Annotated in this window: 34 protein-coding genes; all 34 read right to left on the bottom strand. The window is 67.2% G+C overall.

Annotation, left to right across the window (positions count from 1 at the left end):
• Positions 1-16 precede the first annotated feature (16 nt).
• The 34 genes from rpsD to rpsL all read right to left on the bottom strand — a co-directional run bounded on the left by rpsD (position 17) and on the right by rpsL (position 20,829).
• A complete protein-coding gene (rpsD, locus tag ACLQ24_RS05075; protein ID WP_030489600.1) occupies positions 17-643 on the bottom strand; it encodes a 30S ribosomal protein S4 in 627 nt (208 codons plus the stop codon).
• 13 nt (positions 644-656) lie between these two features.
• Positions 657-1,064, bottom strand: a complete 408-nt coding sequence (rpsK, locus tag ACLQ24_RS05080) for a 30S ribosomal protein S11 (protein WP_030329919.1) — start codon at positions 1,062-1,064, stop codon at positions 657-659.
• Between the two features lie 89 nt (positions 1,065-1,153).
• Complete coding sequence (rpsM, locus tag ACLQ24_RS05085) at positions 1,154-1,534, bottom strand: 30S ribosomal protein S13 (RefSeq protein WP_007465236.1); 381 nt, start codon at positions 1,532-1,534, stop codon at positions 1,154-1,156.
• Between the two features lie 266 nt (positions 1,535-1,800).
• Positions 1,801-1,914 (bottom strand): 50S ribosomal protein L36, encoded by a 114-nt coding sequence (gene rpmJ, locus ACLQ24_RS05090; RefSeq protein WP_012184307.1) that lies wholly within the window; start codon positions 1,912-1,914, stop codon positions 1,801-1,803.
• Positions 1,915-2,005: 91 nt separating this feature from the next.
• Positions 2,006-2,227, bottom strand: coding sequence for a translation initiation factor IF-1 (gene infA, locus ACLQ24_RS05095; RefSeq protein WP_007073013.1), 222 nt, complete (start codon positions 2,225-2,227; stop codon positions 2,006-2,008).
• A gap of 317 nt (positions 2,228-2,544) precedes the next feature.
• Entirely contained in the window at positions 2,545-3,096 is a 552-nt protein-coding gene (locus tag ACLQ24_RS05100; RefSeq protein WP_425889236.1) for a DUF1707 SHOCT-like domain-containing protein, read from the bottom strand.
• A gap of 136 nt (positions 3,097-3,232) precedes the next feature.
• Positions 3,233-4,084 (bottom strand): type I methionyl aminopeptidase, encoded by an 852-nt coding sequence (gene map, locus ACLQ24_RS05105; RefSeq protein ID WP_425889222.1) that lies wholly within the window; start codon positions 4,082-4,084, stop codon positions 3,233-3,235.
• A gap of 88 nt (positions 4,085-4,172) precedes the next feature.
• Positions 4,173-4,826 (bottom strand): adenylate kinase, encoded by a 654-nt coding sequence (locus ACLQ24_RS05110; protein ID WP_088950228.1) that lies wholly within the window; start codon positions 4,824-4,826, stop codon positions 4,173-4,175.
• Positions 4,827-6,155, bottom strand: coding sequence for a preprotein translocase subunit SecY (secY, locus tag ACLQ24_RS05115; protein WP_425889223.1), 1,329 nt, complete (start codon positions 6,153-6,155; stop codon positions 4,827-4,829).
• Between the two features lie 232 nt (positions 6,156-6,387).
• Positions 6,388-6,831, bottom strand: a complete 444-nt coding sequence (gene rplO, locus ACLQ24_RS05120; protein ID WP_425889224.1) for a 50S ribosomal protein L15 — start codon at positions 6,829-6,831, stop codon at positions 6,388-6,390.
• Positions 6,831-7,013 carry a 50S ribosomal protein L30 gene (rpmD, locus tag ACLQ24_RS05125; protein WP_030329904.1) on the bottom strand — a complete coding sequence of 61 codons (183 nt, stop codon included), beginning with the start codon at positions 7,011-7,013 and terminating at the stop codon, positions 6,831-6,833. The genes rplO and rpmD overlap by 1 nt, the downstream gene beginning before the upstream one ends.
• Complete coding sequence (gene rpsE / locus ACLQ24_RS05130; RefSeq protein ID WP_013288621.1) at positions 7,013-7,627, bottom strand: 30S ribosomal protein S5; 615 nt, start codon at positions 7,625-7,627, stop codon at positions 7,013-7,015. The genes rpmD and rpsE overlap by 1 nt, the downstream gene beginning before the upstream one ends.
• A 33-nt stretch (positions 7,628-7,660) precedes the next feature.
• Positions 7,661-8,050, bottom strand: coding sequence for a 50S ribosomal protein L18 (gene rplR, locus ACLQ24_RS05135; protein WP_110563093.1), 390 nt, complete (start codon positions 8,048-8,050; stop codon positions 7,661-7,663).
• The gene (gene rplF / locus ACLQ24_RS05140) at positions 8,047-8,589 is read right to left on the bottom strand and encodes a 50S ribosomal protein L6 (RefSeq protein WP_355050757.1); all 543 of its coding nucleotides are present in this window, start codon (positions 8,587-8,589) and stop codon (positions 8,047-8,049) included. The genes rplR and rplF overlap by 4 nt, the downstream gene beginning before the upstream one ends.
• Positions 8,590-8,605: 16 nt before the next feature.
• Entirely contained in the window at positions 8,606-9,013 is a 408-nt protein-coding gene (gene rpsH / locus ACLQ24_RS05145; RefSeq protein ID WP_007465270.1) for a 30S ribosomal protein S8, read from the bottom strand.
• A 115-nt stretch (positions 9,014-9,128) separates the two neighbouring features.
• Positions 9,129-9,314, bottom strand: coding sequence for a type Z 30S ribosomal protein S14 (locus ACLQ24_RS05150; RefSeq protein ID WP_007465272.1), 186 nt, complete (start codon positions 9,312-9,314; stop codon positions 9,129-9,131).
• 1 nt (position 9,315) lies between these two features.
• Positions 9,316-9,882 (bottom strand): 50S ribosomal protein L5, encoded by a 567-nt coding sequence (rplE, locus tag ACLQ24_RS05155; RefSeq protein ID WP_355050758.1) that lies wholly within the window; start codon positions 9,880-9,882, stop codon positions 9,316-9,318.
• On the bottom strand, positions 9,882-10,202 hold the full coding sequence (gene rplX / locus ACLQ24_RS05160; protein ID WP_007465276.1) for a 50S ribosomal protein L24: 321 nt from the start codon (positions 10,200-10,202) through the stop codon (positions 9,882-9,884). Before rplX ends, rplE begins: the two co-directional genes overlap by 1 nt.
• The gene (rplN, locus tag ACLQ24_RS05165; protein ID WP_007073026.1) at positions 10,199-10,567 is read right to left on the bottom strand and encodes a 50S ribosomal protein L14; all 369 of its coding nucleotides are present in this window, start codon (positions 10,565-10,567) and stop codon (positions 10,199-10,201) included. Before rplN ends, rplX begins: the two co-directional genes overlap by 4 nt.
• A 97-nt stretch (positions 10,568-10,664) precedes the next feature.
• Positions 10,665-10,943 (bottom strand): 30S ribosomal protein S17, encoded by a 279-nt coding sequence (rpsQ, locus tag ACLQ24_RS05170; RefSeq protein ID WP_030489590.1) that lies wholly within the window; start codon positions 10,941-10,943, stop codon positions 10,665-10,667.
• Positions 10,940-11,176 carry a 50S ribosomal protein L29 gene (gene rpmC / locus ACLQ24_RS05175; RefSeq protein WP_007465283.1) on the bottom strand — a complete coding sequence of 79 codons (237 nt, stop codon included), beginning with the start codon at positions 11,174-11,176 and terminating at the stop codon, positions 10,940-10,942. Before rpmC ends, rpsQ begins: the two co-directional genes overlap by 4 nt.
• Positions 11,176-11,601 (bottom strand): 50S ribosomal protein L16, encoded by a 426-nt coding sequence (gene rplP, locus ACLQ24_RS05180; RefSeq protein WP_425889225.1) that lies wholly within the window; start codon positions 11,599-11,601, stop codon positions 11,176-11,178. Before rplP ends, rpmC begins: the two co-directional genes overlap by 1 nt.
• Positions 11,602-11,604: 3 nt before the next feature.
• Complete coding sequence (rpsC, locus tag ACLQ24_RS05185; RefSeq protein ID WP_091402401.1) at positions 11,605-12,474, bottom strand: 30S ribosomal protein S3; 870 nt, start codon at positions 12,472-12,474, stop codon at positions 11,605-11,607.
• Positions 12,474-12,932 (bottom strand): 50S ribosomal protein L22, encoded by a 459-nt coding sequence (gene rplV, locus ACLQ24_RS05190; protein ID WP_425889226.1) that lies wholly within the window; start codon positions 12,930-12,932, stop codon positions 12,474-12,476. The genes rpsC and rplV overlap by 1 nt, the downstream gene beginning before the upstream one ends.
• A 42-nt stretch (positions 12,933-12,974) precedes the next feature.
• Positions 12,975-13,256 (bottom strand): 30S ribosomal protein S19, encoded by a 282-nt coding sequence (gene rpsS, locus ACLQ24_RS05195; RefSeq protein ID WP_007465299.1) that lies wholly within the window; start codon positions 13,254-13,256, stop codon positions 12,975-12,977.
• Between the two features lie 12 nt (positions 13,257-13,268).
• Complete coding sequence (rplB, locus tag ACLQ24_RS05200; protein ID WP_425889227.1) at positions 13,269-14,108, bottom strand: 50S ribosomal protein L2; 840 nt, start codon at positions 14,106-14,108, stop codon at positions 13,269-13,271.
• A gap of 12 nt (positions 14,109-14,120) precedes the next feature.
• On the bottom strand, positions 14,121-14,423 hold the full coding sequence (gene rplW / locus ACLQ24_RS05205) for a 50S ribosomal protein L23 (RefSeq protein ID WP_088998352.1): 303 nt from the start codon (positions 14,421-14,423) through the stop codon (positions 14,121-14,123).
• Positions 14,420-15,070 carry a 50S ribosomal protein L4 gene (rplD, locus tag ACLQ24_RS05210; RefSeq protein ID WP_425889228.1) on the bottom strand — a complete coding sequence of 217 codons (651 nt, stop codon included), beginning with the start codon at positions 15,068-15,070 and terminating at the stop codon, positions 14,420-14,422. Before rplD ends, rplW begins: the two co-directional genes overlap by 4 nt.
• Positions 15,067-15,732 (bottom strand): 50S ribosomal protein L3, encoded by a 666-nt coding sequence (gene rplC / locus ACLQ24_RS05215; protein ID WP_393213943.1) that lies wholly within the window; start codon positions 15,730-15,732, stop codon positions 15,067-15,069. The genes rplD and rplC overlap by 4 nt, the downstream gene beginning before the upstream one ends.
• Before the next feature lie 11 nt (positions 15,733-15,743).
• The gene (gene rpsJ / locus ACLQ24_RS05220; protein WP_007073037.1) at positions 15,744-16,052 is read right to left on the bottom strand and encodes a 30S ribosomal protein S10; all 309 of its coding nucleotides are present in this window, start codon (positions 16,050-16,052) and stop codon (positions 15,744-15,746) included.
• Positions 16,053-16,402: 350 nt separating this feature from the next.
• On the bottom strand, positions 16,403-17,596 hold the full coding sequence (gene tuf, locus ACLQ24_RS05225; RefSeq protein ID WP_355242165.1) for an elongation factor Tu: 1,194 nt from the start codon (positions 17,594-17,596) through the stop codon (positions 16,403-16,405).
• 214 nt (positions 17,597-17,810) lie between these two features.
• Complete coding sequence (gene fusA / locus ACLQ24_RS05230) at positions 17,811-19,907, bottom strand: elongation factor G (protein WP_425889229.1); 2,097 nt, start codon at positions 19,905-19,907, stop codon at positions 17,811-17,813.
• 75 nt (positions 19,908-19,982) lie between these two features.
• On the bottom strand, positions 19,983-20,453 hold the full coding sequence (gene rpsG, locus ACLQ24_RS05235; RefSeq protein WP_007465317.1) for a 30S ribosomal protein S7: 471 nt from the start codon (positions 20,451-20,453) through the stop codon (positions 19,983-19,985).
• 1 nt (position 20,454) lies between these two features.
• A complete protein-coding gene (gene rpsL / locus ACLQ24_RS05240) occupies positions 20,455-20,829 on the bottom strand; it encodes a 30S ribosomal protein S12 (RefSeq protein WP_007465318.1) in 375 nt (124 codons plus the stop codon).
• Positions 20,830-21,126: the final 297 nt, after the last annotated feature.

A 21,126-nucleotide genomic window follows, 5' to 3' on the forward strand; every position in this document is an offset into this window, starting at 1 on the left:
ACCGAACGAGCTCGGACTACTTGGAGTAGAGCTCGACGATCAGCTGCTCCTGGACCTGCGTGTCAATGACCTGCCGGGCCGGGAGGGAGTGCACGAGCACCTTCATCTGGCTCGGGATGGCCTCAAGCCACGCCGGAACCGTCTTCGAGCCGGCCTGAGCCTGCGCGACGATGAACGGGGTGAGCTCCTTGCTCTTGCCCCGAACCTCGATGATGTCGTGCTCCTTGACGCGGTACGACGGGATGTCGACCTTCTTGCCGTTCACCGTGAAGTGACCGTGCTTGACCAGCTGGCGGGCCATGTCCCGCGAGTGGGCGTAGCCGGCCCGGTAAACGACGTTGTCCAGCCGCGACTCGAGGATCTGCAGGAGGACCTCACCGGTCTTGGCCTGCTTGCCGACGGCTTCCTCGTAGTAGCCACGGAACTGCTTCTCCAGCACGCCGTAGACGCGGCGGGCCTTCTGCTTCTCGCGGAGCTGGAGCAGGTACTCCGTCTCCTTGGTACGGCCGCGGCCGTGCTGCCCGGGCGGGAACGGCCGGGACTCGAACGGGCACTTCGGGCCATCGCACTTGCTGCCCTTGAGGAACAGCTTCATCTTCTCCCGCCGGCAACGGCGGCAGTCAGCACCGGTGTAACGAGCCATCTCTCTCTACCTCTCAGACCCGGCGACGCTTCGGCGGACGGCACCCGTTGTGCGGCTGCGGGGTGACGTCGGCGATCTGCCCGACCTCGAGGCCCACGGCCTGCAGCGAACGGATGGCGGTCTCCCGGCCGGAGCCGGGGCCCTTGACGAACACGTCGACCTTGCGCATGCCGTGCTCCATGGCGCGACGCGCGGCGGCCTCGGCGGCCAGCTGCGCGGCGAACGGAGTCGACTTGCGGGAGCCCTTGAAGCCCACCTGGCCAGCGGAGGCCCAGGAGATGACCGCACCGGTCGGGTCCGTGATGGACACGATGGTGTTGTTGAACGTGCTCTTGATGTGCGCCTGCCCGTGGGCGACGTTCTTGCGTTCCTTGCGCCGGACCTTCTTGACAGCGGCTCCGGCACGAGCCTTCGGTGGCATAAGTCTGTGCGCTCCTAGTTGACTGTCCGGACTGGGCCGCGAGGTCCGGTCTTCCTAGACCCGACATCGACCCGAATTCCGGTCAAAATCTACTTCTTGCCGGGCTTCTTCTTGCCGGCGACGGTCCGCTTCGGGCCCTTGCGGGTCCGTGCATTGGTCTTGGTCCGCTGGCCACGCACGGGCAGGCCCCGGCGGTGCCGGATGCCGGCGTAGCAGCCGATCTCGACCTTGCGGCGGATGTCAGCGGCGACCTCGCGGCGCAGGTCGCCTTCAACCTTGTAGTTGCCCTCGATGTGGTCGCGGAGCTGTACGAGCTCCTCGTCCGTGAGGTCCCGAGCGCGCTTGTCCGGCGAGATGCCGGTGGCGGCGAGCGTCTCCAGGGCACGGGTACGACCGACCCCGAAGATGTAGGTGAGCGCGATCTCCATCCGCTTCTCGCGGGGGAGATCCACGCCGACTAGACGTGCCATGTGCGGGCGTACTCCTCGTGATGTGTGGCGGAGGTGTGGACCCGTCCCACCCCGCTACCGGCCGTCCCGTCTTTCCGACGCTGTCAGCGCCGGCGACCGGGATCGGTCGCTGCCCAAGCGGGCCCCGGCCTCCGACCGGGGGTCAGCCGCGCAGAAGTACGTCTCGCGTACCGCTCGCGGCTGGGACGAGCATGTGTGATGTGTGTGTCGCTGAGGATCTACCCGGACCAACGCCACCCGGCCGTGTTCCGGCCGGACGGGCTGAGTCAGCCCTGGCGCTGCTTGTGGCGCGGGTCGGTGCAGATGACCATGACTCGGCCGTGCCGGCGGATTACCCGGCACTTGTTGCAGATCCTCTTGACGCTCGGCTTGACCTTCACGGTTGCCTTACTTCCCATCTGGCCCGGCAACGCGCCATGCGCGAGACCGGACGTCGAAGACGGACACGGGACTTCCCGGTCGCCGTCAGGACTACTTGTAGCGGTAGACGATGCGCCCGCGGGTCAGGTCGTACGGCGAGAGTTCGACGACGACTCGGTCCTCCGGCAGGATACGGATGTAGTGCTGCCGCATCTTGCCACTGATGTGAGCCAACACCTTGTGGCCGTTCGCGAGCTCCACCCGGAACATGGCGTTCGGCAGGGGCTCGATGACCCGACCCTCGATCTCGATGGCTCCGTCTTTTTTCGGCATGTCCTCCGCTGTCCTGACGTCGATTGCTCCGGGCGACCCACAACGTCTTACACGGAAATCTGACCAGAATCAGAAGACCGCGCCAGCCGCGGCTCCAGCTCCCACCGAAGCGCAGGGTGGGCATGCCGGAGTGGACGCTGTGCGCCGATCTGAAAGTGTACGCCGGCCTGCACTCCCCCGCCAAACCGACCACCCACCCCCGGCGCGGCAACCCAGAGGGCCCCGCCCCCAACCCAGTTGATCATGAAGTTGCTGTCACGACACGCCGGCATTCGTGGCAATAACTTCATGATCAACTGGGTTGGAGTGGGGTGGGGTTAGGGGGTTGGTGGGGCTTCGTCTGGTTTGATGGCGCGTTTGGCCTGCTTGCGCTCTCTGCGGCGTTGGCGCTTGATGGCCTGGCGCTGAGGCTCTTTCGCGGCCACGCCGGAGACCGTACGCACCACCAGCACCGCGCCCCACGGCCCCGCCACCCAGGCCGGCCAGAAGTAGAGCAACTCCTGGCTGAGCAGCGACGTCACCACCCAGATGGTCACCACGATGGCGATCACCCGCAGGTACGGGAACCACACCTCGGCCAACCAGCGGGCCGTGACACCCCTGGTGGACGCCGGGCCGAGTTGGTCACCCAGCAGGCTCACCGTCGGCCCGGAGGCCGGCGCCAGGCCCGACCGCTGCGCCGGCGTCACCGGCGGCAGGTCGGTGAGCAGGACCTCCAGGTCGGCGTACGTGCGTGCCGCGTAGGCCCGCTGCAACCGCTCGTCGTACTCGCGCAGATCCAGTCGGCCCTCGTCGAGGGCGACCCGCAACCGGTCGGCCACCGCCGCACGGTCCGAGTCCGCGGCTCGCATCCCGTCGCGCCCGTCCATGCCGGCAAGCATGCCACCGTCGTGCCAGTCCCGCCCTACCCCGAACATCCGTCGATCATGAAGTTGTTGCCAGCCTCATCGGCGTGTCAGCGCATCAACTTCATGATCAGCGGGGCGAGGTGAGGCCGGGAGGGGGTCAGGGGGTCTTGGTGGCTGCGGGCTGGCGGGCGGTCACCAGGTCGCCCAGGCGGGCCCGGCCGCCGTCGAACGCGGTGAGCACCCACACGCCGTCCGGCAGCAGCGCCATCGAATGCTCGACGTGCGCCGCGACCGACCCGTCCCGGGTGACGACCGTCCACCCGTCGGCCAGTTCGACCGTACGCGGCGAGGCCATGGTGATCATCGGCTCGATCGCCAGCGCCATGCCCGGAACCAGACGCGGCCCCTTGCCCGGCCGACCATGGTTGAGCACGTGCGGGTCCTGGTGCATCTCGGTGCCGATACCGTGCCCGCCGTAGCCGTCGACGATGCCGTACCGGCCGCCCTTGCGGACCGCGGTCTCCACGGCGTGCGAGATGTCGGTGAGTCGTCCCTTGCCGCTGGCCGCGCCGCGCGCGGCGGCGGCGATACCGGCCCACATGGCGTCCTCGGCGACCTCGGCCATCTTCAGCAGCGCCGGGTCGACGTCACCGACCCCGACGGTGATCGCGGAATCGCCGTGCCACCCGTTCAGCACCGCACCGCAGTCGATCGAGATGAGATCGCCGTCGGCGAGCACCTGGTTCGGCGCGGGGATCGCGTGCACGATCTGCTCGTTCACGGAGGAACAGATCGACGCCGGGAAGCCGTGGTACCCCTTGAACGACGGGACGGCACCCGCCTCGCGGATCGTCGACTCGGCGATGGCGTCCAGATCGGCGGTGCTCACGCCCGGCGCCACCGCCTCACGCATCCGGCGCAGGGCCTCGGCGACCACCAGACCGGCCGCACGCATCTTCTCGATCTGGTCAGGGGTCTTCAGCTGGATGTCCAGCTGGGGACGACGCATGGAGCGGTTACCTTTCGTTGCCGAAACAGCGGGGTACGTCTCGCGTACCCCGCTGTTCGCACTCTATCCGCCGCGACGCGGCGGGACCTCAGCCGCCGTACGACCGCAGCGCGTCGATGGCCCGGGTGGTGACGTCCTCCACGGGGCCCGTGGCGTCGATCCCGACCAGCTTGCCCTGAGCGCCGTAGTAGTCGACCAGGGGTGCGGTCTTTTCGCTGTACTCCCGCAGGCGGGTGGCGATGGTCTCCGGCTTGTCGTCGTCGCGCTGGAACAGCTCGGCGCCGCACCGGTCACAGATGCCCGGACGGGTGGTGGCGTCGAACTCGACGTGCCAGATCTTGCCGCATCCCCGGCAGGTACGCCGGCCGGAGAGCCGCCGGATCACCTCGTCGTCGTCGACCACCAGCTCCAGGACCAGATCCAGCGCGGTGCCCAGGTCGGCGAGGAGCTTGTCCAGAGCGGCGGCCTGTGGAGTGGTCCGCGGAAAGCCGTCGAGCAGAAAGCCCTCGCTGGCATCGGGCTCGGCCAGCCGATCCCGGACCATGTTGATGGTGACCTCGTCCGGGACCAGCTCGCCAGCGTCCATGTAGCGCTTCGCCTCGACACCGAGTGGCGTGCCCTGGGTGACGTTCGACCGGAAGATGTCCCCGGTCGAGATCTTCGGCACCGAGAGGTGTGCGGCGATGAACTCGGCCTGCGTGCCTTTGCCCGCGCCCGGCGGGCCAACCAGAACGAGTCTCATCTACCGCAGGAACCCTTCGTAGTTCCGCTGCATCAGTTGGCTCTCGATCTGCTTCACGGTCTCCAGACCGACGCCGACCATGATGAGCACAGCGGTGCCACCGAACGGGAAGTTCTGGTACTGCTGGTTGTCCAGCCAGATGAAGAAGAAGTTCGGCAGGATCGAGATGATGCCCAGGTAGAGCGCGCCCGGCAGGGTGATCCGGCTGAGGATGAAGTCCAGGTAGTCGGCGGTCGGCTTGCCCGGGCGGATGCCCGGCACGAACCCGCCGTACTTCTTCATGTTGTCCGCGACCTCGGTCGGGTTGAACGTGATCGACACGTAGAAGTACGTGAAGAAAATGATCAACAGGAAGTAGACCGTGATGTAGATCGGGCTGTCCGGGCGGACCAGGTTGTTCTGGATCCAGGCCTGGACCTTGCCCGGGTCGTTCTGGTTGAAGAACTGGAGAGCCAGCTGCGGCAGGTAGAGCAGCGACGAGCCGAAGATGACCGGGATCACACCCGCCTGGTTGACCTTGAGCGGGATGTAGGTCGAGGTGCCGCCGTACATCCGCCGGCCGATCATCCGCTTGGCGTACTGCACCGGAATCCGGCGCTGCGCCTGCTCGATGAAGGTGACCGCGGTGATGACCACCAGGACCAGCGCGATGACCAGGGCGAACCTGTCCCAGCCCTTGCTGGTCTTGATCTGCCAGCCCTCGCCGGGCAGCCGGGCCGCGATCGAGGTGAAGATCAGGACCGACATGCCGTTGCCGACACCGCGGTCGGTGATCAGCTCGCCGAGCCACATGACCATGCCGGTGCCGGCGGTCATGGTGATCACCAGGATGGCCAGCGTCAGCCAGTCCGGGATGCCGGTGCCCTCGGGGATGATCGGGAACTGGTCGCAGCGGTTCTGGAACAGCTGGCCGGAGCGGGCCAGGGCCACGAACGCCGACGCCTGCAGAACACCGAGACCCAGGGTCAGGTAGCGGGTGTACTGCGTGATCTTCGCCTGGCCGGCCTGGCCCTCCTTGCGGAGCTGCTCGAGGCGCGGGATCACGACGGTCAGCAGCTGCAAGATGATCGACGCGGTGATGTAGGGCATGATGCCCAGCGCGAAGACCGAGAGCTGGAGCAGCGCCCCGCCGGAGAAGAGGTTGAGCAGATTCAGCGGGCCCGTCGTATCGCCCGAGATGGAGTCGAGGCACTTCTGGACGTTGCCGTACGAGACGCCCGGGCTGGGCAGCGTGGCACCCAGCCGGTAGACCGCGATGATGCCTACTGTGAACAGCAGCTTCTTGCGCAGGTCAGGCGTACGGAACGCACTGAGAAAGGCGGACAGCAACTTCTTCCTCCTGCGCGAGGCGGGCCGCCGGTGATCCCTGGCGGGTCGGGGTGCATCCCGGGCGAGTGCCCGGAATCCATAGCTGGGATGGGACTCTAACAGCCCTATCCCGCTCCGGGCAGGTGTGCCCGGCTACATAAACCGATTCCGATATTACCGGGTGCATAGGCCCCAGGCAGACCTAGGCGCCCGCCAGTTGCTCACAACTGGACGGGCGCCGAGGTCGTACGCCTTACAGCTCGGTGACGGAGCCACCGGCGGCAGCGATCTTCTCCTTGGCCGACGCGCTGAACGCGTGCGCCGACACCTGGAGCGCCACCCCGCCAAGGTCCCCGGTGCCGAGGACCTTGACCGGCTGGCCCTTGCGGACCGCGCCGGCCTCGACCAGCTCGAGCGGGCCGACCTGGCCGCCGTTCGGGAACAGCTCGGCGAGCCGGTCCAGGTTGACCACCTGGAAGACCACCTTGAACCTGTTCTTGAAGCCCTTCATCTTCGGCAGGCGCATGTGAATGGGCATCTGCCCACCCTCGAACGCCGCCGAGATGTTCTTGCGGGCCTTGGAGCCCTTCGTACCGCGACCGGCGGTCTTGCCCTTGGAACCCTCACCGCGACCCACACGGGTCTTCGCGGTCTTGGAACCGGGCGCCGGACGCAGGTGGTGCACCTTGATCGTCATTACTCGACCTCCTCGACCTTCACGAGGTGGTTGACCGTGAAGATCATGCCGCGGATCTCGGGCCGGTCCTCCTTGACCACCACGTCGTTGATCCGCTTGAGACCGAGCGAACGCAGCGAGTCACGCTGGTTCTGCTTGGTCCCGATACCGGAGCGGAGCTGGGTGACCTTCAGGCGTGCCATCAGGACGCCACCCCCGCCCGCGACGCCAGCATGGCGGCCGGCGCGACGTCCTCCACCGGCAGACCACGACGCGCCGCGACCTGCTCGGGGGACTCAAGCCCCTTCAGGGCCGCCACGGTGGCGTGCACGATGTTGATCGGGTTGGACGAGCCAAGGCTCTTGGAGAGCACGTCGTGGATCCCGGCGCACTCCAGCACGGCACGCACCGGACCACCGGCGATGACACCCGTACCGGCCGAGGCCGGCTTGAGCAGCACTACACCGGCCGCGTCCTCACCCGTTACCGGGTGCGGGATCGACTGACCGATCCGCGGGACCTTGAAGAAGTGCTTCTTGGCCTCCTCGACACCCTTGGCGATCGCCGCGGGCACCTCCTTGGCCTTTCCGTAGCCCACGCCGACCGTGCCGTCGCCGTCGCCCACGATCACCAGGGCGGTGAAGCTGAAGCGACGACCACCCTTCACGACCTTGGCGACGCGGTTGATCGCGACGACCCGCTCAAGGTGCGGGGTCTTCTCGACGGGCGCGTTTCCGCGGCCGCCCTCACGGCGGTTGTCGCGGCGACCACCCTCGTTGCCACCGGACCCGCCGCCACGGCGCTGTTGACCTGGCATCAGCAGCCTTCCTTATCTCTCGTGACGGGGTTGTTAGAACTCGAGCCCGGCTTCGCGGGCGGCGTCGGCAAGCGCGGCGACTCGCCCCGCGTACCGGTTGCCACCGCGGTCGAAGACGACCTTGGAGACGCCGGCGGCCTTGGCCCGCTCGGCGAGCAGGGCGCCCACCTTGCCGGCGAGGGCGCTCTTGTCGCCCTCCGTACCGCGCAGCGAGGCGTCCAGGGTCGACGCCGACGCCAGGGTGTGGCCCTTGGTGTCGTCGACGATCTGGGCGACCATGTGCCGCAGCGAACGGGTGACGACCAGGCGCGGACGCTCGGCCGTACCGCTGACGTTCTTGCGGACGCGGAAGTGCCGGCGCGCACGCCCAACGGCGCGCTTGGCGGCGACGCCGCGGCGGCGCTTGAGCAGCGTGGCGCTCACTTCTTACCTGCCTTTCCAGCCTTGCGGCGGATGACCTCGCCCTGGTACTTCACGCCCTTGCCCTTGTAGGGCTCCGGCGGACGGATCTTCCGGATGTTGGCGGCGACCTCACCGACCTGCTGCTTGTCGATGCCAGCCACGTGGAACAGCGTCGGCCGCTCCACCGTGAAGGTGATGCCCGCCGGGGCGGGAACGACCACCGGGTGCGAGAACCCGAGCGCGAACTCGAGGTCCGAACCCTTGGCGGTGACCCGGTAACCGGTGCCGGCGATCTCCAGGCTCTTACGGTAGCCCTCGGTCACGCCGACGATCATGTTGGCGACCAGGGTACGGCTCAGGCCGTGCAGTTCCTTGGCCTTGCGCTCGTCGTTCGGACGGCTGACGTTCAGCTGCCCGTCCTCCGCCCGCTCGATCGTGATCGGCTCGGCGATGGTGTGCTGGAGCTCGCCCTTCGGGCCCTTGACCTTGACGGTCTGCCCGTCGATCGTGATGTCGACGCCGGACGGTACCGGGATCGACTTGCGTCCAATTCGCGACATTTCTACCAGTCTCCCGTTACCAGACGAAGGCGAGGACTTCCCCGCCAACACTCCGCTTGCGGGCCTGCCGGTCGGTCAGCAGCCCCTGGGACGTCGAAATGATCGCCACGCCCAGCCCACCGAGCACCCGCGGGAGCCCGTCCGACTTGGCGTACACCCGGAGACCGGGCTTGGACACGCGCTTGATGCCGGCCAGGCTCCGCTCCCGGTTCTGGCCGTACTTCAGCTCGACGACCAGTCGCTTGCCGACGGCGCCCTCCTCGGGCTCCTCGACCGACCAGGTGGCGATGTAACCCTCGGCCTTCAGGACCTCGGCGATGTTCGCCTTGATCTTGGAGTAGGGCATCTTCACCTGATCGTGGTACGCCTGGTTGGCGTTACGCAGACGCGTGAGCATGTCTGCGATCGGGTCGGTCATCGTCATGGATTTCGTCAGCCTTTCTCGCCGGGGTTCCCGGGGCATCAGCCCCGGGCCTACGGCGAAGAGCAATACCTAATCGGTGCAGGAGTTCCCGGCCGGAGCCGGGACGCGGTCGCCCTTACCAGGAAGCCTTGGACACACCCGGCAGCTCACCGCGGTGGGCCATCTCCCGGATGCAGACCCGGCAGAGCCCGAACTTGCGGTAGACCGCCTTCGGACGCCCGCACCGCTGGCAGCGGGTGTACGCGCGAACCGAGAACTTCGGCTTCGCGGCCGCCTTGATGATCAGCGCCTTCTTGGCCATCTCAGTTCTCCTTGAACGGGAAGCCCAGGAGCTTGAGCAGCGCCCGGCCCTCGTCGTCGGTCGTGGCGGTCGTGACCACCGTGATGTCCATGCCCCGCTGGCGATCGATCCGGTCCTGGTCGATCTCGTGGAACACCGACTGCTCGGTCAGACCGAACGTGTAGTTGCCGTGCCCGTCCAGCTTGCGCCCGTCCAGACCGCGGAAGTCGCGGATACGCGGCAGCGCGATGGACAGCAGCCGGTCCAGGAACTCCCACATGCGGTCGCCGCGGAGGGTCACCTTCGCGCCGATCGGCATGCCCTCGCGGAGCTTGAACTGCGCGATGGACTTGGTCGCCCGCCGCACCTGCGGCTTCTGGCCGGTGATCGTGGCGAGGTCGCGGACCGCGCCGTCGATCAGCTTGGCGTCGCGAGCAGCCTCGCCGACACCCATGTTGACGACGATCTTGACCAGCCGCGGCACCTGCATGGGGTTGCCGTAGCTGTTCTGCTCACGCAGTTGGGCCACGATCTCGTTGCGGTACCGCTCCTTGAGGCGCGGCATGGTCTTTTCGGTAGCCGTGGTCATCACAGGTCCTTACCGGTGCTACGCGCGATGCGGACCTTCTGGCCGTTGTCGTCGATCCGGTAACCGACGCGGGTCGGCTTGCCGTCGGAGTCCAGGACCTGCACGTTCGAGACGTGGATCGGGGCCTCCTGGGTGACGATGCCGCCGGTCTTGGCGCCACGCTGGGTGGTGCTGATGCGGGTGTGCTTCTTGACCCGGTTCACGCCCTCGACCAGGACCTTGTCCTGCCGCGGGTAGGCCGCGATGACCTTACCCTTGGCACCCTTGTCCTTGCCGGCGATGACGACGACCGTGTCGCCCTTCTTGACCTTCACGGTCACAACACCTCCGGCGCGAGGGAAATGATCTTCATGAACCGCTTGTCCCGCAGCTCCCGGCCCACCGGGCCGAAGATGCGGGTACCGCGCGGGTCCCCACCGTCCTTGATGATGACGGCGGCGTTCTCGTCGAAGCGGATGTACGAGCCGTCCGGCCGCCGCTTCTCCTTGGCCGTGCGAACGACGACCGCCTTGACGACGTCGCCCTTCTTCACACCGGCACCCGGGATCGCGTCCTTGACCGTGGCCACGATGACGTCGCCGATGCTCGCGTAGCGCCGACCGGAGCCACCGAGAACCCGGATGCACAGGATCTCCCGAGCACCCGTGTTGTCGGCGACGCGCAGTCGCGACTCCTGCTGAATCACGTCTATCTCCTATGTCTGCCGGTTCTCCGGCCGCCGTAGCGGCCGGAGCCTGGCGGAACCTACGCCCGACGCAACGCCGGGCGAGCTCGAGCCTTCGCTACTTGGCCTTTTCCAGGATCTCCACGATCCGCCAACGCTTGGTGGCGCTCAGCGGCCGGGTCTCCATGATCAGGACCCGGTCGCCGGTGCCAGCGGCGTTCTGCTCGTCGTGCACCTTCAGCTTTGCCGTACGGCGCATGATCTTGCCGTACAGCGCGTGCCGAACCCGGTCCTCGACCTCGACAACGACGGTCTTGTCCATCTTGTCGCTGATCACCAGGCCCTCGCGGACCTTGCGGCGCGACCGCGCGGCGGCGGTGGCAGTCTCTTCGGTCATGATGCAGTCACCTCAGTCGGCGCGGCCGAGAGCCCCAGCTCGCGCTCACGCATGATCGTGTAGATCCGGGCGATCTCCCGACGGATGACCTGCAACCGCCGGTTGTTGTCCAGCTGCCCGGTTGCGGCCTGCACGCGGAGGTTGAACAGCTCCGCCTTGGCCTCCCGCAGCTTCGTGACCAGCTCCTCCTCGGAGAGCTCACGCAGCTCGGTCGCCTTAACGCCCGCTGCCATCAGGATTCACCCACTTCGCGCGTAACAATGCGGCACTTCATCGGGAGCTTGTGGATCGCGCGACGCATGGCCTCTCGCGCGGTCTGCTCGTTGGGGAAGGACATCTCGAAGATAACCCGCCCCGGCTTGACGTTGGCGACCCACCACTCGGGCGAACCCTTACCGGAACCCATCCGGGTCTCGGCAGGCTTCTTGGTGAGGGCCTGGTCCGGGAAGATCGTGATCCAGACCTTGCCACCACGCTTGATGTGGCGAGTCATCGCGATACGTGCCGACTCGATCTGCCGGTTCGTCACGTACGCCGGCTCGAGAGCCTGGATCCCGAACTCGCCGAACACCACCCGGTTACCACCCTTGGACGCGCCACTGCGGTCCGGGTGGTGCGGCTTGCGGAAGCCCTTCGGGGGCTTGCGCGGCATCAGCATCTGTCAGCCCTCCTGCTGCGTTTCCGCCGGAGCAGCAGTGGCGGCGACAGCTGCGCTGTCGACCGGCTCGCCGCTCGGCGTCTCGGCCTGCTGCGCGATGGTGGTCGCAGCAGCCCGGCCGGCCTCGGTGCCACCAGCCGTGGTGCCGGACGAACCCGACCGACCACGGCGCGGACGCTCGGGACGGTCGCCGCGCTCACCACGACGCGGACGGGACGGACCGGCCTCGGCCGGAGCTTCCCGGCCCGGGACGGCGTCGCCCTTGTAGATCCAGACCTTCACGCCGATCCGACCGAACGTGGTACGGGCCTCGAAGAAGCCGTACTCGATGTTGGCCCGCAGCGTGTGCAGCGGAACCCGGCCCTCACGGTAGAACTCGGTCCGGCTCATCTCGGCGCCGCCGAGGCGACCCGAAACCTGCACCCGGATGCCCTTGCAGACCGGGTTCTTCATCGCCGACTGCATGGCCTTGCGCATCGCCCGACGGAAGCTGACCCGGCTGGACAGCTGCTCGGCCACGCCCTGCGCGACGAGCTGAGCGTCCGACTCGGGGTTCTTCACCTCGATGATGTTCAGCTGGACCTGCTTGCCGGTGAGCTTCTCCAACTCACCGCGGATCCGGTCGGCCTCCGCACCCTTACGGCCGATGACGATGCCCGGCCGGGCGGTGTGGATGTCGACCCGGACCCGGTCGCGGGTGCGCTCGATGTCGACCTTGGAAATCCCGGCACGCTCGAGGCCCTTGGACATCATGCGGCGGATCTTGACATCCTCGCCGATGTAGTCCTTGTAGAGCTTGTCCGCGAACCAGCGGGACTTCCAGTCGGTCGAGATGCCGAGCCGGAACCCAGTGGGGTGAACCTTCTGACCCATTACTCGGCATCCTCCGTCTTGCTCTGCGCTTCGGCCGGTGCGGCCTCGGTGGCCGGGGCGGCCTTCTTGGCCGTGGCCTTCCTCGGCGCTGCCGGCGCGACCGCCTCGACCGCCACGGTGATGTGGCAGGTGCGCTTGCGAATCCGGTACGCCCGACCCTGCGCCCGCGGCTGGAACCGCTTCATCGTCGGGCCCTCGTCCACGAATGCCTCGCTGACGAGCAGCGCGTCGGGGTCCAGCCGCTCGTTGTTCTCCGCGTTGGCGATCGCGCTAGCGAGCACCTTGTACACCTGCTCGCTCGCAGCCTGCGGCGCGAACTGCAGCACCGTGAGCGCCTCCTTCGCGGGCAGGCCGCGGACGAGGTTGACCACCCGGCGCGCCTTCATCGGCGAGATGCGCACGTGCCGCGCAACCGCCCGCGCGCCCGGAAGCACCGGAGCGTCGCCCTTTCCTGGCATCGCTGTAACCCCTTGTTTCCTCTATCCGTATGCCTGGCGGCGTCAGCGCCGACGGCTCTTCCGGTCGTCCTTCTCGTGACCCTTGAAGGTGCGGGTCAGCGCGAACTCGCCGAGCTTGTGCCCGACCATCGCCTCGGTCACGAACACCGGGACGTGCTTGCGTCCGTCGTGCACGGCGATCGTGTGCCCGAGCATCTCGGGGATGATCGTCGAGCGCCGCGACCAGGTCTTGATCACGTTCTTGGAGCCCTTGTCGTTCTGCACTTCCACCTTCTTGAGCAGGTGGTCGTCGACGAACGGGCCCTTCTTCAGGCTGCGAGGCATGTCTTATCTCCCTCAGCCGCGCTTACGCGTGGCGTAGCGGCGGCGGACGATCAGCTTGTCGCTCGCCTGGCCCTTACGGCGGGTGCGGCCCTCGGGCTTACCCTGCGGGTTGACCGGGTGGCGACCACCGGAGGTCTTACCCTCACCACCACCGTGCGGGTGGTCGACCGGGTTCATGGCGACACCACGGACGGTCGGGCGCTTGCCCTTCCACCGCATACGGCCGGCCTTACCCCAGTTGATGTTCGACTGGTCGGCGTTGCCGATCTCGCCGATGCTGGCGCGGCAACGCACGTCCACACGCCGGATCTCGCCGGACGGCATACGCAGGGTCGCGTACGCGCCCTCGCGGCCGAGCAGCTGGATGCCGACGCCGGCGGAGCGGGCGAGCTTGGCCCCGCCGCCCGGACGCAGCTCCACGTTGTGGATCGTGGTACCCACCGGGATGTTGCGCAGCGGCAGGTTGTTACCCGGCTTGATGTCGGCGCCCGGACCGGACTCGACGCGGTCGCCCTGCTTCATGTCCTTCGGCGCGATGATGTACCGCTTCTCGCCGTCGGCGTAGTGCAGCAGCGCGATGCGCGCGGTGCGGTTCGGGTCGTACTCGATGTGAGCGACCTTCGCCGGCACGCCGTCCTTGTCGACCCGCTTGAAGTCGATCAGACGGTACTGCCGCTTGTGACCGCCACCGTGGTGCCGCGTGGTGATCCGGCCGTGGGCGTTACGCCCGCCCTTCTTCGGCAGCGGCGCCAGCAGCGACTTCTCCGGCGTGGACCGGGTGATCTCGGCGAAGTCGGCGACGCTGGAGCCACGACGGCCCGGCGTCGTCGGCTTGTACTTACGGATAGCCATTGTCTACACCCCTCAGCTGACCGGGCCGCCGAAGGCCTCGATACGGTCACCGTCAGCCAGCTTCACGATCGCCCGCTTGGTCGCCTTGCGCTGACCGAAGCCGGTCTTGGTGCGCTTGCGCTTACCCTGGCGGTTGAGCGTGTTGACCGTCAGGACGCGGACGTCGAAGATCTGCTGGATAGCGATCTTGATCTCGGTCTTGTTCGCGTCCGGGTGCACCAGGAAGGTGTACCAGTTCCGGTTCAGCTCGCTGTAGCTCTTCTCCGAGACGACCGGCGCGACGATGATGTCGCGCGGGTCGGCGATCGTGCTCACTTGCCACCCTCCTCGGTGGTCTCGGCGGGCACACCCAGGAACTCGTCCAGGGCGTCCTTCGTGAAGACCACGTCGTCGGCCACCAGCACGTCGTACGTGTTCAGCTGGCCGGACTCGATCAGGTGCACCCGCGGCTCGTTGCGCAGCGACACCCAGTTCAGCTCGTCGGTGCTGCTCAGCACGACGAGGACCCGACGGGCCTCGGTGAGCTTGGCCAGCGTGGCCAGAGCGGCCTTGGTCGACGGCTTCTCGCTCGAGACGAACGCCTCGACGACGTGTACCTGCCCGGCGCGGGCCCGGTCGGAGAGGGCACCCCGCAGCGCGGCGGCCTTCATCTTCTTCGGGGTCCGCTGGCTGTAGTCGCGCGGCACGGGACCGTGCACCACGCCACCGCCGGCGAACTGCGGCGCGCGGATCGAGCCCTGCCGGGCGCGACCGGTGCCCTTCTGCTTGTACGGCTTCTTGCCGCCACCGGCGACCTCGCCGCGGGTCTTGGCCTTGTGCGTGCCCTGTCGGGCCGCCGCGAGCTGGGCCACCACGACCTGGTGCATCAGCGCGACGTTGGCCTGCACGTCGAAGATGTCCGCCGGCAGCTCCACGGAGCCACTGGTGCTGCCTTCGACGGTGCGCACGTCAACGGTGGTCACTTGGCCGCACCGCCCTTCTTCACCTTGCTCTTGGCCGCGGTACGGACCAGAACCAGCGCGCCCTTGGGACCAGGAATGGCACCCCGGACGAGCAGCAGGTTGTTCTCGGTGTCGACCGCCTGGACGGTGAGGTTCTGCACGGTGTAGCGCACGCCACCCATGCGGCCGGCCATCCGGGTGCCCTTGAAGACACGCCCCGGGGTGGCGCAGGCGCCGATGGATCCGGGCGAGCGGTGCTTGCGCTCGACACCGTGGCTGGCGCGCAGACCGTGGAAGCCGTGCCGCTTCATCGGGCCGGCGTAGCCCTTGCCCTTGGTCTTGCCGGTGACGTCGATCGTGACGCCGACCGGGAACTCCTCGACCGTGACCTCCTGGCCCAGCGAGTATTCCCCGGCGTCCGTGGTGCGCAGCTCGACGATGTGCCGGCGCGGTGCCACGTCCGCCTTCGCGTAGTGCCCGCTGACCGGCTTCTTGACCTTGCGCGGGTCGATCGTGCCGTAGGCGAGCTGGACCGCGGAGTAACCGTCCTTCTCGGCGCTACGAACCTGGCTGATGACGCACGGGCCGGCCTCGACCACGGTCACGGGAACAACCTTGTTGTTGTCCCAGACCTGGGTCATGCCGAGCTTGGCGCCCAGGATCCCCTTGACTTGCCTGTCCATTTGTCCGGTCCCTACAGCTTGATCTCGATGTCGACGCCAGCCGGCAGGTCGAGGCGCATGAGCGAGTCGACCGTCTTCGGGGTCGGGTCGATGATGTCGATCAGCCGCTTGTGCGTGCGCATCTCGAAGTGCTCGCGCGAGTCCTTGTACTTGTGCGGCGAGCGGATAACGCAGAAACGGTTGATCTCCGTGGGCAGCGGCACCGGGCCCGCGACCTGCGCCCCGGTGCGCGTCACCGTCTCGACGATCTTCCGAGCCGAGGAGTCGACGACCTCGTGGTCATAGGCCTTGAGCCGGATGCGGATCTTCTGTCCCGCCATGGTGGCTTCTGTTCCTTCTCTCGATGCCGCTGTGTTGCGGGCGCCTGTACCGGCTGGCACAGACCCGCTTCGCCGACCCCCGCGGTCGGGCGTGTCGCGCCCTCGGATCAGGCTCCGCCCCGAGTTTTCGGAGCGGTGCTGACCGCGCGGTGGGTCAAGGCGCCGATCGCATTACCGCGACCTGAACGCCGTGCGAGGGTGGTTGGCGACTGGGCCGCCAACCACCCCACGCTCGACTATCCCGCCACCCGGAGGTTCAGCGAAAGCCGAACACAGGCGACGATCTGTCGTTACGCAACCTGACTAGTATGCCGCACGACCGGCGGCGGGTCTAATCGGGGTTACCCAGGTCACTTCTGGATCTTGGTGACGAACCCGGCGCCGACGGTGCGGCCACCCTCGCGGATCGCGAACTTGAGGTTCTCCTCCATGGCGATGGGCTGGATCAGCTTCACCGACATGGTGGTGTTGTCGCCCGGCATGACCATCTCGGTGCCCTCGGGGAGGGTGACGACACCGGTGACGTCCGTGGTCCGGAAGTAGAACTGCGGACGGTAGTTCTGGAAGAACGGGGTGTGCCGGCCGCCCTCCTCCTTGGAGAGGATGTAGACCGTCGCCTCGAACTCCGTGTGCGGGGTGTTCGAGCCCGGCTTCACAACGACCATGCCGCGCTCGACCTCGTCGCGCTTGGTGCCACGCAGCAGCAGGCCGACGTTCTCGCCTGCGCGGGCGTCGTCCAGGGTCTTGCGGAACATCTCGATCGCGGTGACCTTGGTCTTGAAGCTCTTCTCCTTGATACCGACGAGCTCAACATCCTCGTTCGGCAGGAGAACGCCGCGCTCCACGCGACCGGTCACGACGGTGCCACGACCGGTGATCGTGAAGACGTCCTCGACCGGCATCAGGAACGGCTTGTCAACCTCGCGCTCCGGCTGCGGGATCGAGGTGTCGACAGCGGTCATCAGGTCCAGCAGCTTGCCGGTCCACTCGGGGTCACCCTCGAGGGCCTTCAGCGCCGAAACCCGGACGACCGGCAGGTCGTCACCCGGGTACTCCTGCGAGGAGAGCAGCTCACGGACCTCGAGCTCGACGAGCTCCAGGAGCTCCTCGTCGTCGACCATGTCGCTCTTGTTGAGCGCCACGACGATGTACGGCACACCGACCTGACGGGCCAGCAGCACGTGCTCGCGGGTCTGCGGCATCGGGCCGTCGGTCGCCGCGACCACCAGGATCGCGCCGTCCATCTGCGCGGCACCGGTGATCATGTTCTTGATGTAGTCCGCGTGGCCGGGGCAGTCCACGTGCGCGTAGTGCCGCGACTCGGTCTGGTACTCGACGTGCGCGATCGAGATCGTGATGCCGCGGGCCTTCTCCTCCGGCGCCTTGTCGATCTCGTCGAACGGCGTGTAGGGGTTCAGGTCCGGGTACTGGTCGTGCAGGACCTTGGTGATGGCCGCCGTCAGCGTCGTCTTACCGTGGTCGATGTGACCAATGGTGCCGATGTTGACGTGCGGCTTAGTCCGCTCGAACTTCGCCTTCGCCACTGGTGTCCTCCTGTGGACTTCTTGGTTCGTACGCCCGGCGCGCCGGTCGGCGCTTAGGACTCTGTCGACAGCCTTTCCGGCCTGACGGCCGGAGAGCTCTTTGTGGGTTCTGCGGCGATGAAGCCTACAGGCCCGGTCTCACGCAATCCGATCGTGGTGGACGCGGGCGGGGAAAACCACCCGCGACCGACCACGAATCACCTGCTCGGGGAAGTTACTCGCCCGTCGCCTTCGCGATGATCTCCTTGGCGACGCTCTGCGGAACCTCGGCGTAGGAGTCGAACTGCATGCTGTAGCTAGCCCGGCCCTGGGTCTTCGACCGCAGGTCGCCGACGTAGCCGAACATCTCCGACAACGGCACCAGAGCCCTCACGATGCGGGCGCCGCTGCGCTCCTCCATCGCCTGGATGATGCCGCGGCGGGAGTTGAGGTCACCGATGACGTCACCCATGTTCTCCTCGGGAGTGGTGACTTCAACGGCCATCATCGGCTCGAGCAGTGCAGGATCGGCCTTGCGGGCCGCGTCCTTCATCACCATCGAGCCGGCGATCTTGAATGCCATTTCCGACGAGTCGACCTCGTGGTACTGGCCGTCCAGCAGCGTCAGCTTCACGCCGACCAGCGGGAAGCCTGCCAGGATGCCGTACTGCAGCGCGTCCTGCGCACCGGCGTCCACCGAGGGGATGAACTCCCGGGGGATGCGGCCGCCGCTGACGGCGTTGGCGAACTCGTAGGTCGGCGAGTCGTTGTCCAGCGGAAGCGGCTCGACGCTCACGATCACGCGGGCGTACTGGCCGGAACCACCGGTCTGCTTCTTGTGGGTGTACTCGACCTTGTCCACCTTGCGGCGGATGGTCTCGCGGTACGCCACCTGCGGCTTGCCGACGTTGGCCTCGACGTTGAACTCGCGGCGCATCCGGTCGACCAGGATGTCCAGGTGCAGCTCACCCATGCCGGAGATGACCGTCTGACCGGTCTCCTCGTCCAACTGGACGCGGAAGGTCGGGTCCTCCTCGGCCAGGCGCTGGATGGCAGTGCCCAGCTTCTCCTGGTCAGACTTGGTCTTCGGCTCGATCGCCACCGAGATGACCGGCTCCGGGAAGGTCATCGACTCCAGGATGACCGGGTTCGCCGGGTCGGAGAGCGTGTCGCCGGTGGTGGTCTGCTTGAGACCCTGCACCGCGATGATGTCGCCGGCCTGCGCCGACGGACGCTCCTCACGCTTGTTGGCGTGCATCTGGTAGATCTTGCCGATCCGCTCCTTCCGGTCCTTGGTGGAGTTGACCACCTGGGAACCGGAGTCGAGCGTGCCGGAGTAGACGCGCACGTAGGTGAGCTTGCCGAGGTGCTTGTCCGTCTGGATCTTGAAGGCCAGACCGGAGAACGGCTCCGAGTTCGACGGCTTCCGCAGCAGCGGGGTGTCACCGTCGGTGGCCGTACCCTCGATCGCGGGAACGTCCAGCGGCGACGGCAGGAAGTCGACCACGGCGTCGAGCATGGGCTGGACGCCCTTGTTCTTGAACGCCGAGCCGCAGAGCACCGGGTTGGCCTTGCCGGCGATGGTGGCCCGCCGGATGGCGGCCTTGATCTCCTCGACGGAGACCTCCTCGCCTTCCAGGTACTTCTCCATCACCGAGTCGTCGACGTCGGCGAGGGTCTCCATCAGCTTCTCGCGCCACTCGGCCGCGGAGTCGGCCAGCTCGGCCGGGATCTCCTCGATCGCGTAGTCCTCACCCTTCTGGGTCTCCCCGCGCCAGGTGAGGGCGCGCATGCCGATCAGGTCGACGACACCGATGTGGTCACCCTCGAGCCCGATCGGGATCTGGAGCACCAGCGGGGTGGCGTTCAGCCGGTCGATCATCATCTGCACGCAGCGGAAGAAGTCGGCGCCGGTCCGGTCGAGCTTGTTGACGAAGCACATGCGCGGGACGTTGTACTTGTCGGCCTGCCGCCAGACGTTCTCCGTCTGCGGCTCCACGCCAGCGACACCGTCGTAGACCGCGACCGCACCATCCAGGACACGCAGCGACCGCTCGACCTCGACCGTGAAGTCGACGTGGCCAGGCGTGTCGATGATCTGGATCGTGTGGCCCTTCCACTCACACTTGGTGGCAGCGGAGGTGATGGTGATACCACGCTCCTGCTCCTGCTCCATCCAGTCCATGACGGCGGCGCCCTCGTGGACCTCACCGATCTTGTACGTGATGCCGGTGTAGAACAGGATTCGCTCGGTGGTCGTGGTCTTACCGGCATCGATGTGCGCCATGATGCCGATGTTGCGTACGTTGGCGAGCGCGTCTGCGGCGGCCACTTCAATCCCTACTTATCGTCGTCTCGACTCAACTGGTGGCGGTTCCGGCGCCCCACGGGCGCCGGAACCAGGGTGTTACCAGCGGTAGTGCGCGAAGGCCTTGTTGGACTCGGCCATCTTGTGCGTGTCCTCGCGCCGCTTGACGGCGGCACCGAGGCCGTTGCTCGCGTCCAGCAGCTCGTTCATCAGCCGCTCGACCATGGTCTTCTCGCGCCGGGCGCGGGAGTAGGTGACCAGCCAGCGCAGGCCCAGGGTGGTCGCCCGGGTGGGACGGACCTCGACCGGAACCTGGTAGGTGGCGCCACCGACACGACGGCTACGCACCTCGAGGGTCGGCTTGACGTTGTCCATCGCCCGCTTCAGGGTGACGACCGGGTCGGTGCCGGACTTCTCGCGGCAGCCCTCGAGGGCCGCGTACACGATCGACTCGGCGAGCTGGCGCTTGCCGCGCAGCAGGATCTTGTTTACCAGCTGGGTGACCAGCGGCGAGTTGTACACCGGGTCAGCGACCAGTGGCCGCCGCGGAGCGGGTCCCTTACGCGGCATGTCAGCTCTTCTCCTTCTTCGCGCCGTAACGGCTGCGCGCCTGCTTGCGGTTGCGGACACCCTGGGTGTCCAGCGAGCCGCGGACGATCTTGTAACGCACGCCGGGGAGGTCCTTCACACGACCGCCACGCACGAGCACGATCGAGTGCTCCTGCAGGTTGTGGCCGACACCCGGGATGTAGGCGGTTACCTCGATCTGGCTGCTGAGCTTGACACGAGCGACCTTGCGCAGCGCCGAGTTCGGCTTCTTCGGGGTGGTGGTGTACACGCGGGTGCACACGCCGCGCCGCTGGGGAGACCCCTTGAGCGCAGGAGTCTTGGTCTTGGTCGTCTTGGCCTGACGGCCCTTTCGGACCAGCTGCTGAATGGTGGGCACCGGGTTTCTCCGCTCCCTTCGGCCGCTTTCCGCGGCCGCGCCGTCTGCTCGTTAGCCAGCCTGATGACCGGCTCTCCTACATTCCGGCCAGGGTCACCTTGCGGAGGCCCCGGCACCCGCGGTCGGGCGTGTCGCCCAACTCACGGTTCCGGTACGGACGCTGTCGCGGGCGTACCGGGTTTCTGTCACCGGCACGCGGATCGCCCCGCTCCGGATCTTTGGCTTGTCGTGCCGCCGTCCGGACTCCGGAACCAGCGCACGCACGAGTTGCCCGGGCACGCCCGGGCACAAGGGGAA

This window comes from Micromonospora sp. DT4, from assembly GCF_049841675.1.
Lineage (GTDB): Bacteria > Actinomycetota > Actinomycetes > Mycobacteriales > Micromonosporaceae > Micromonospora.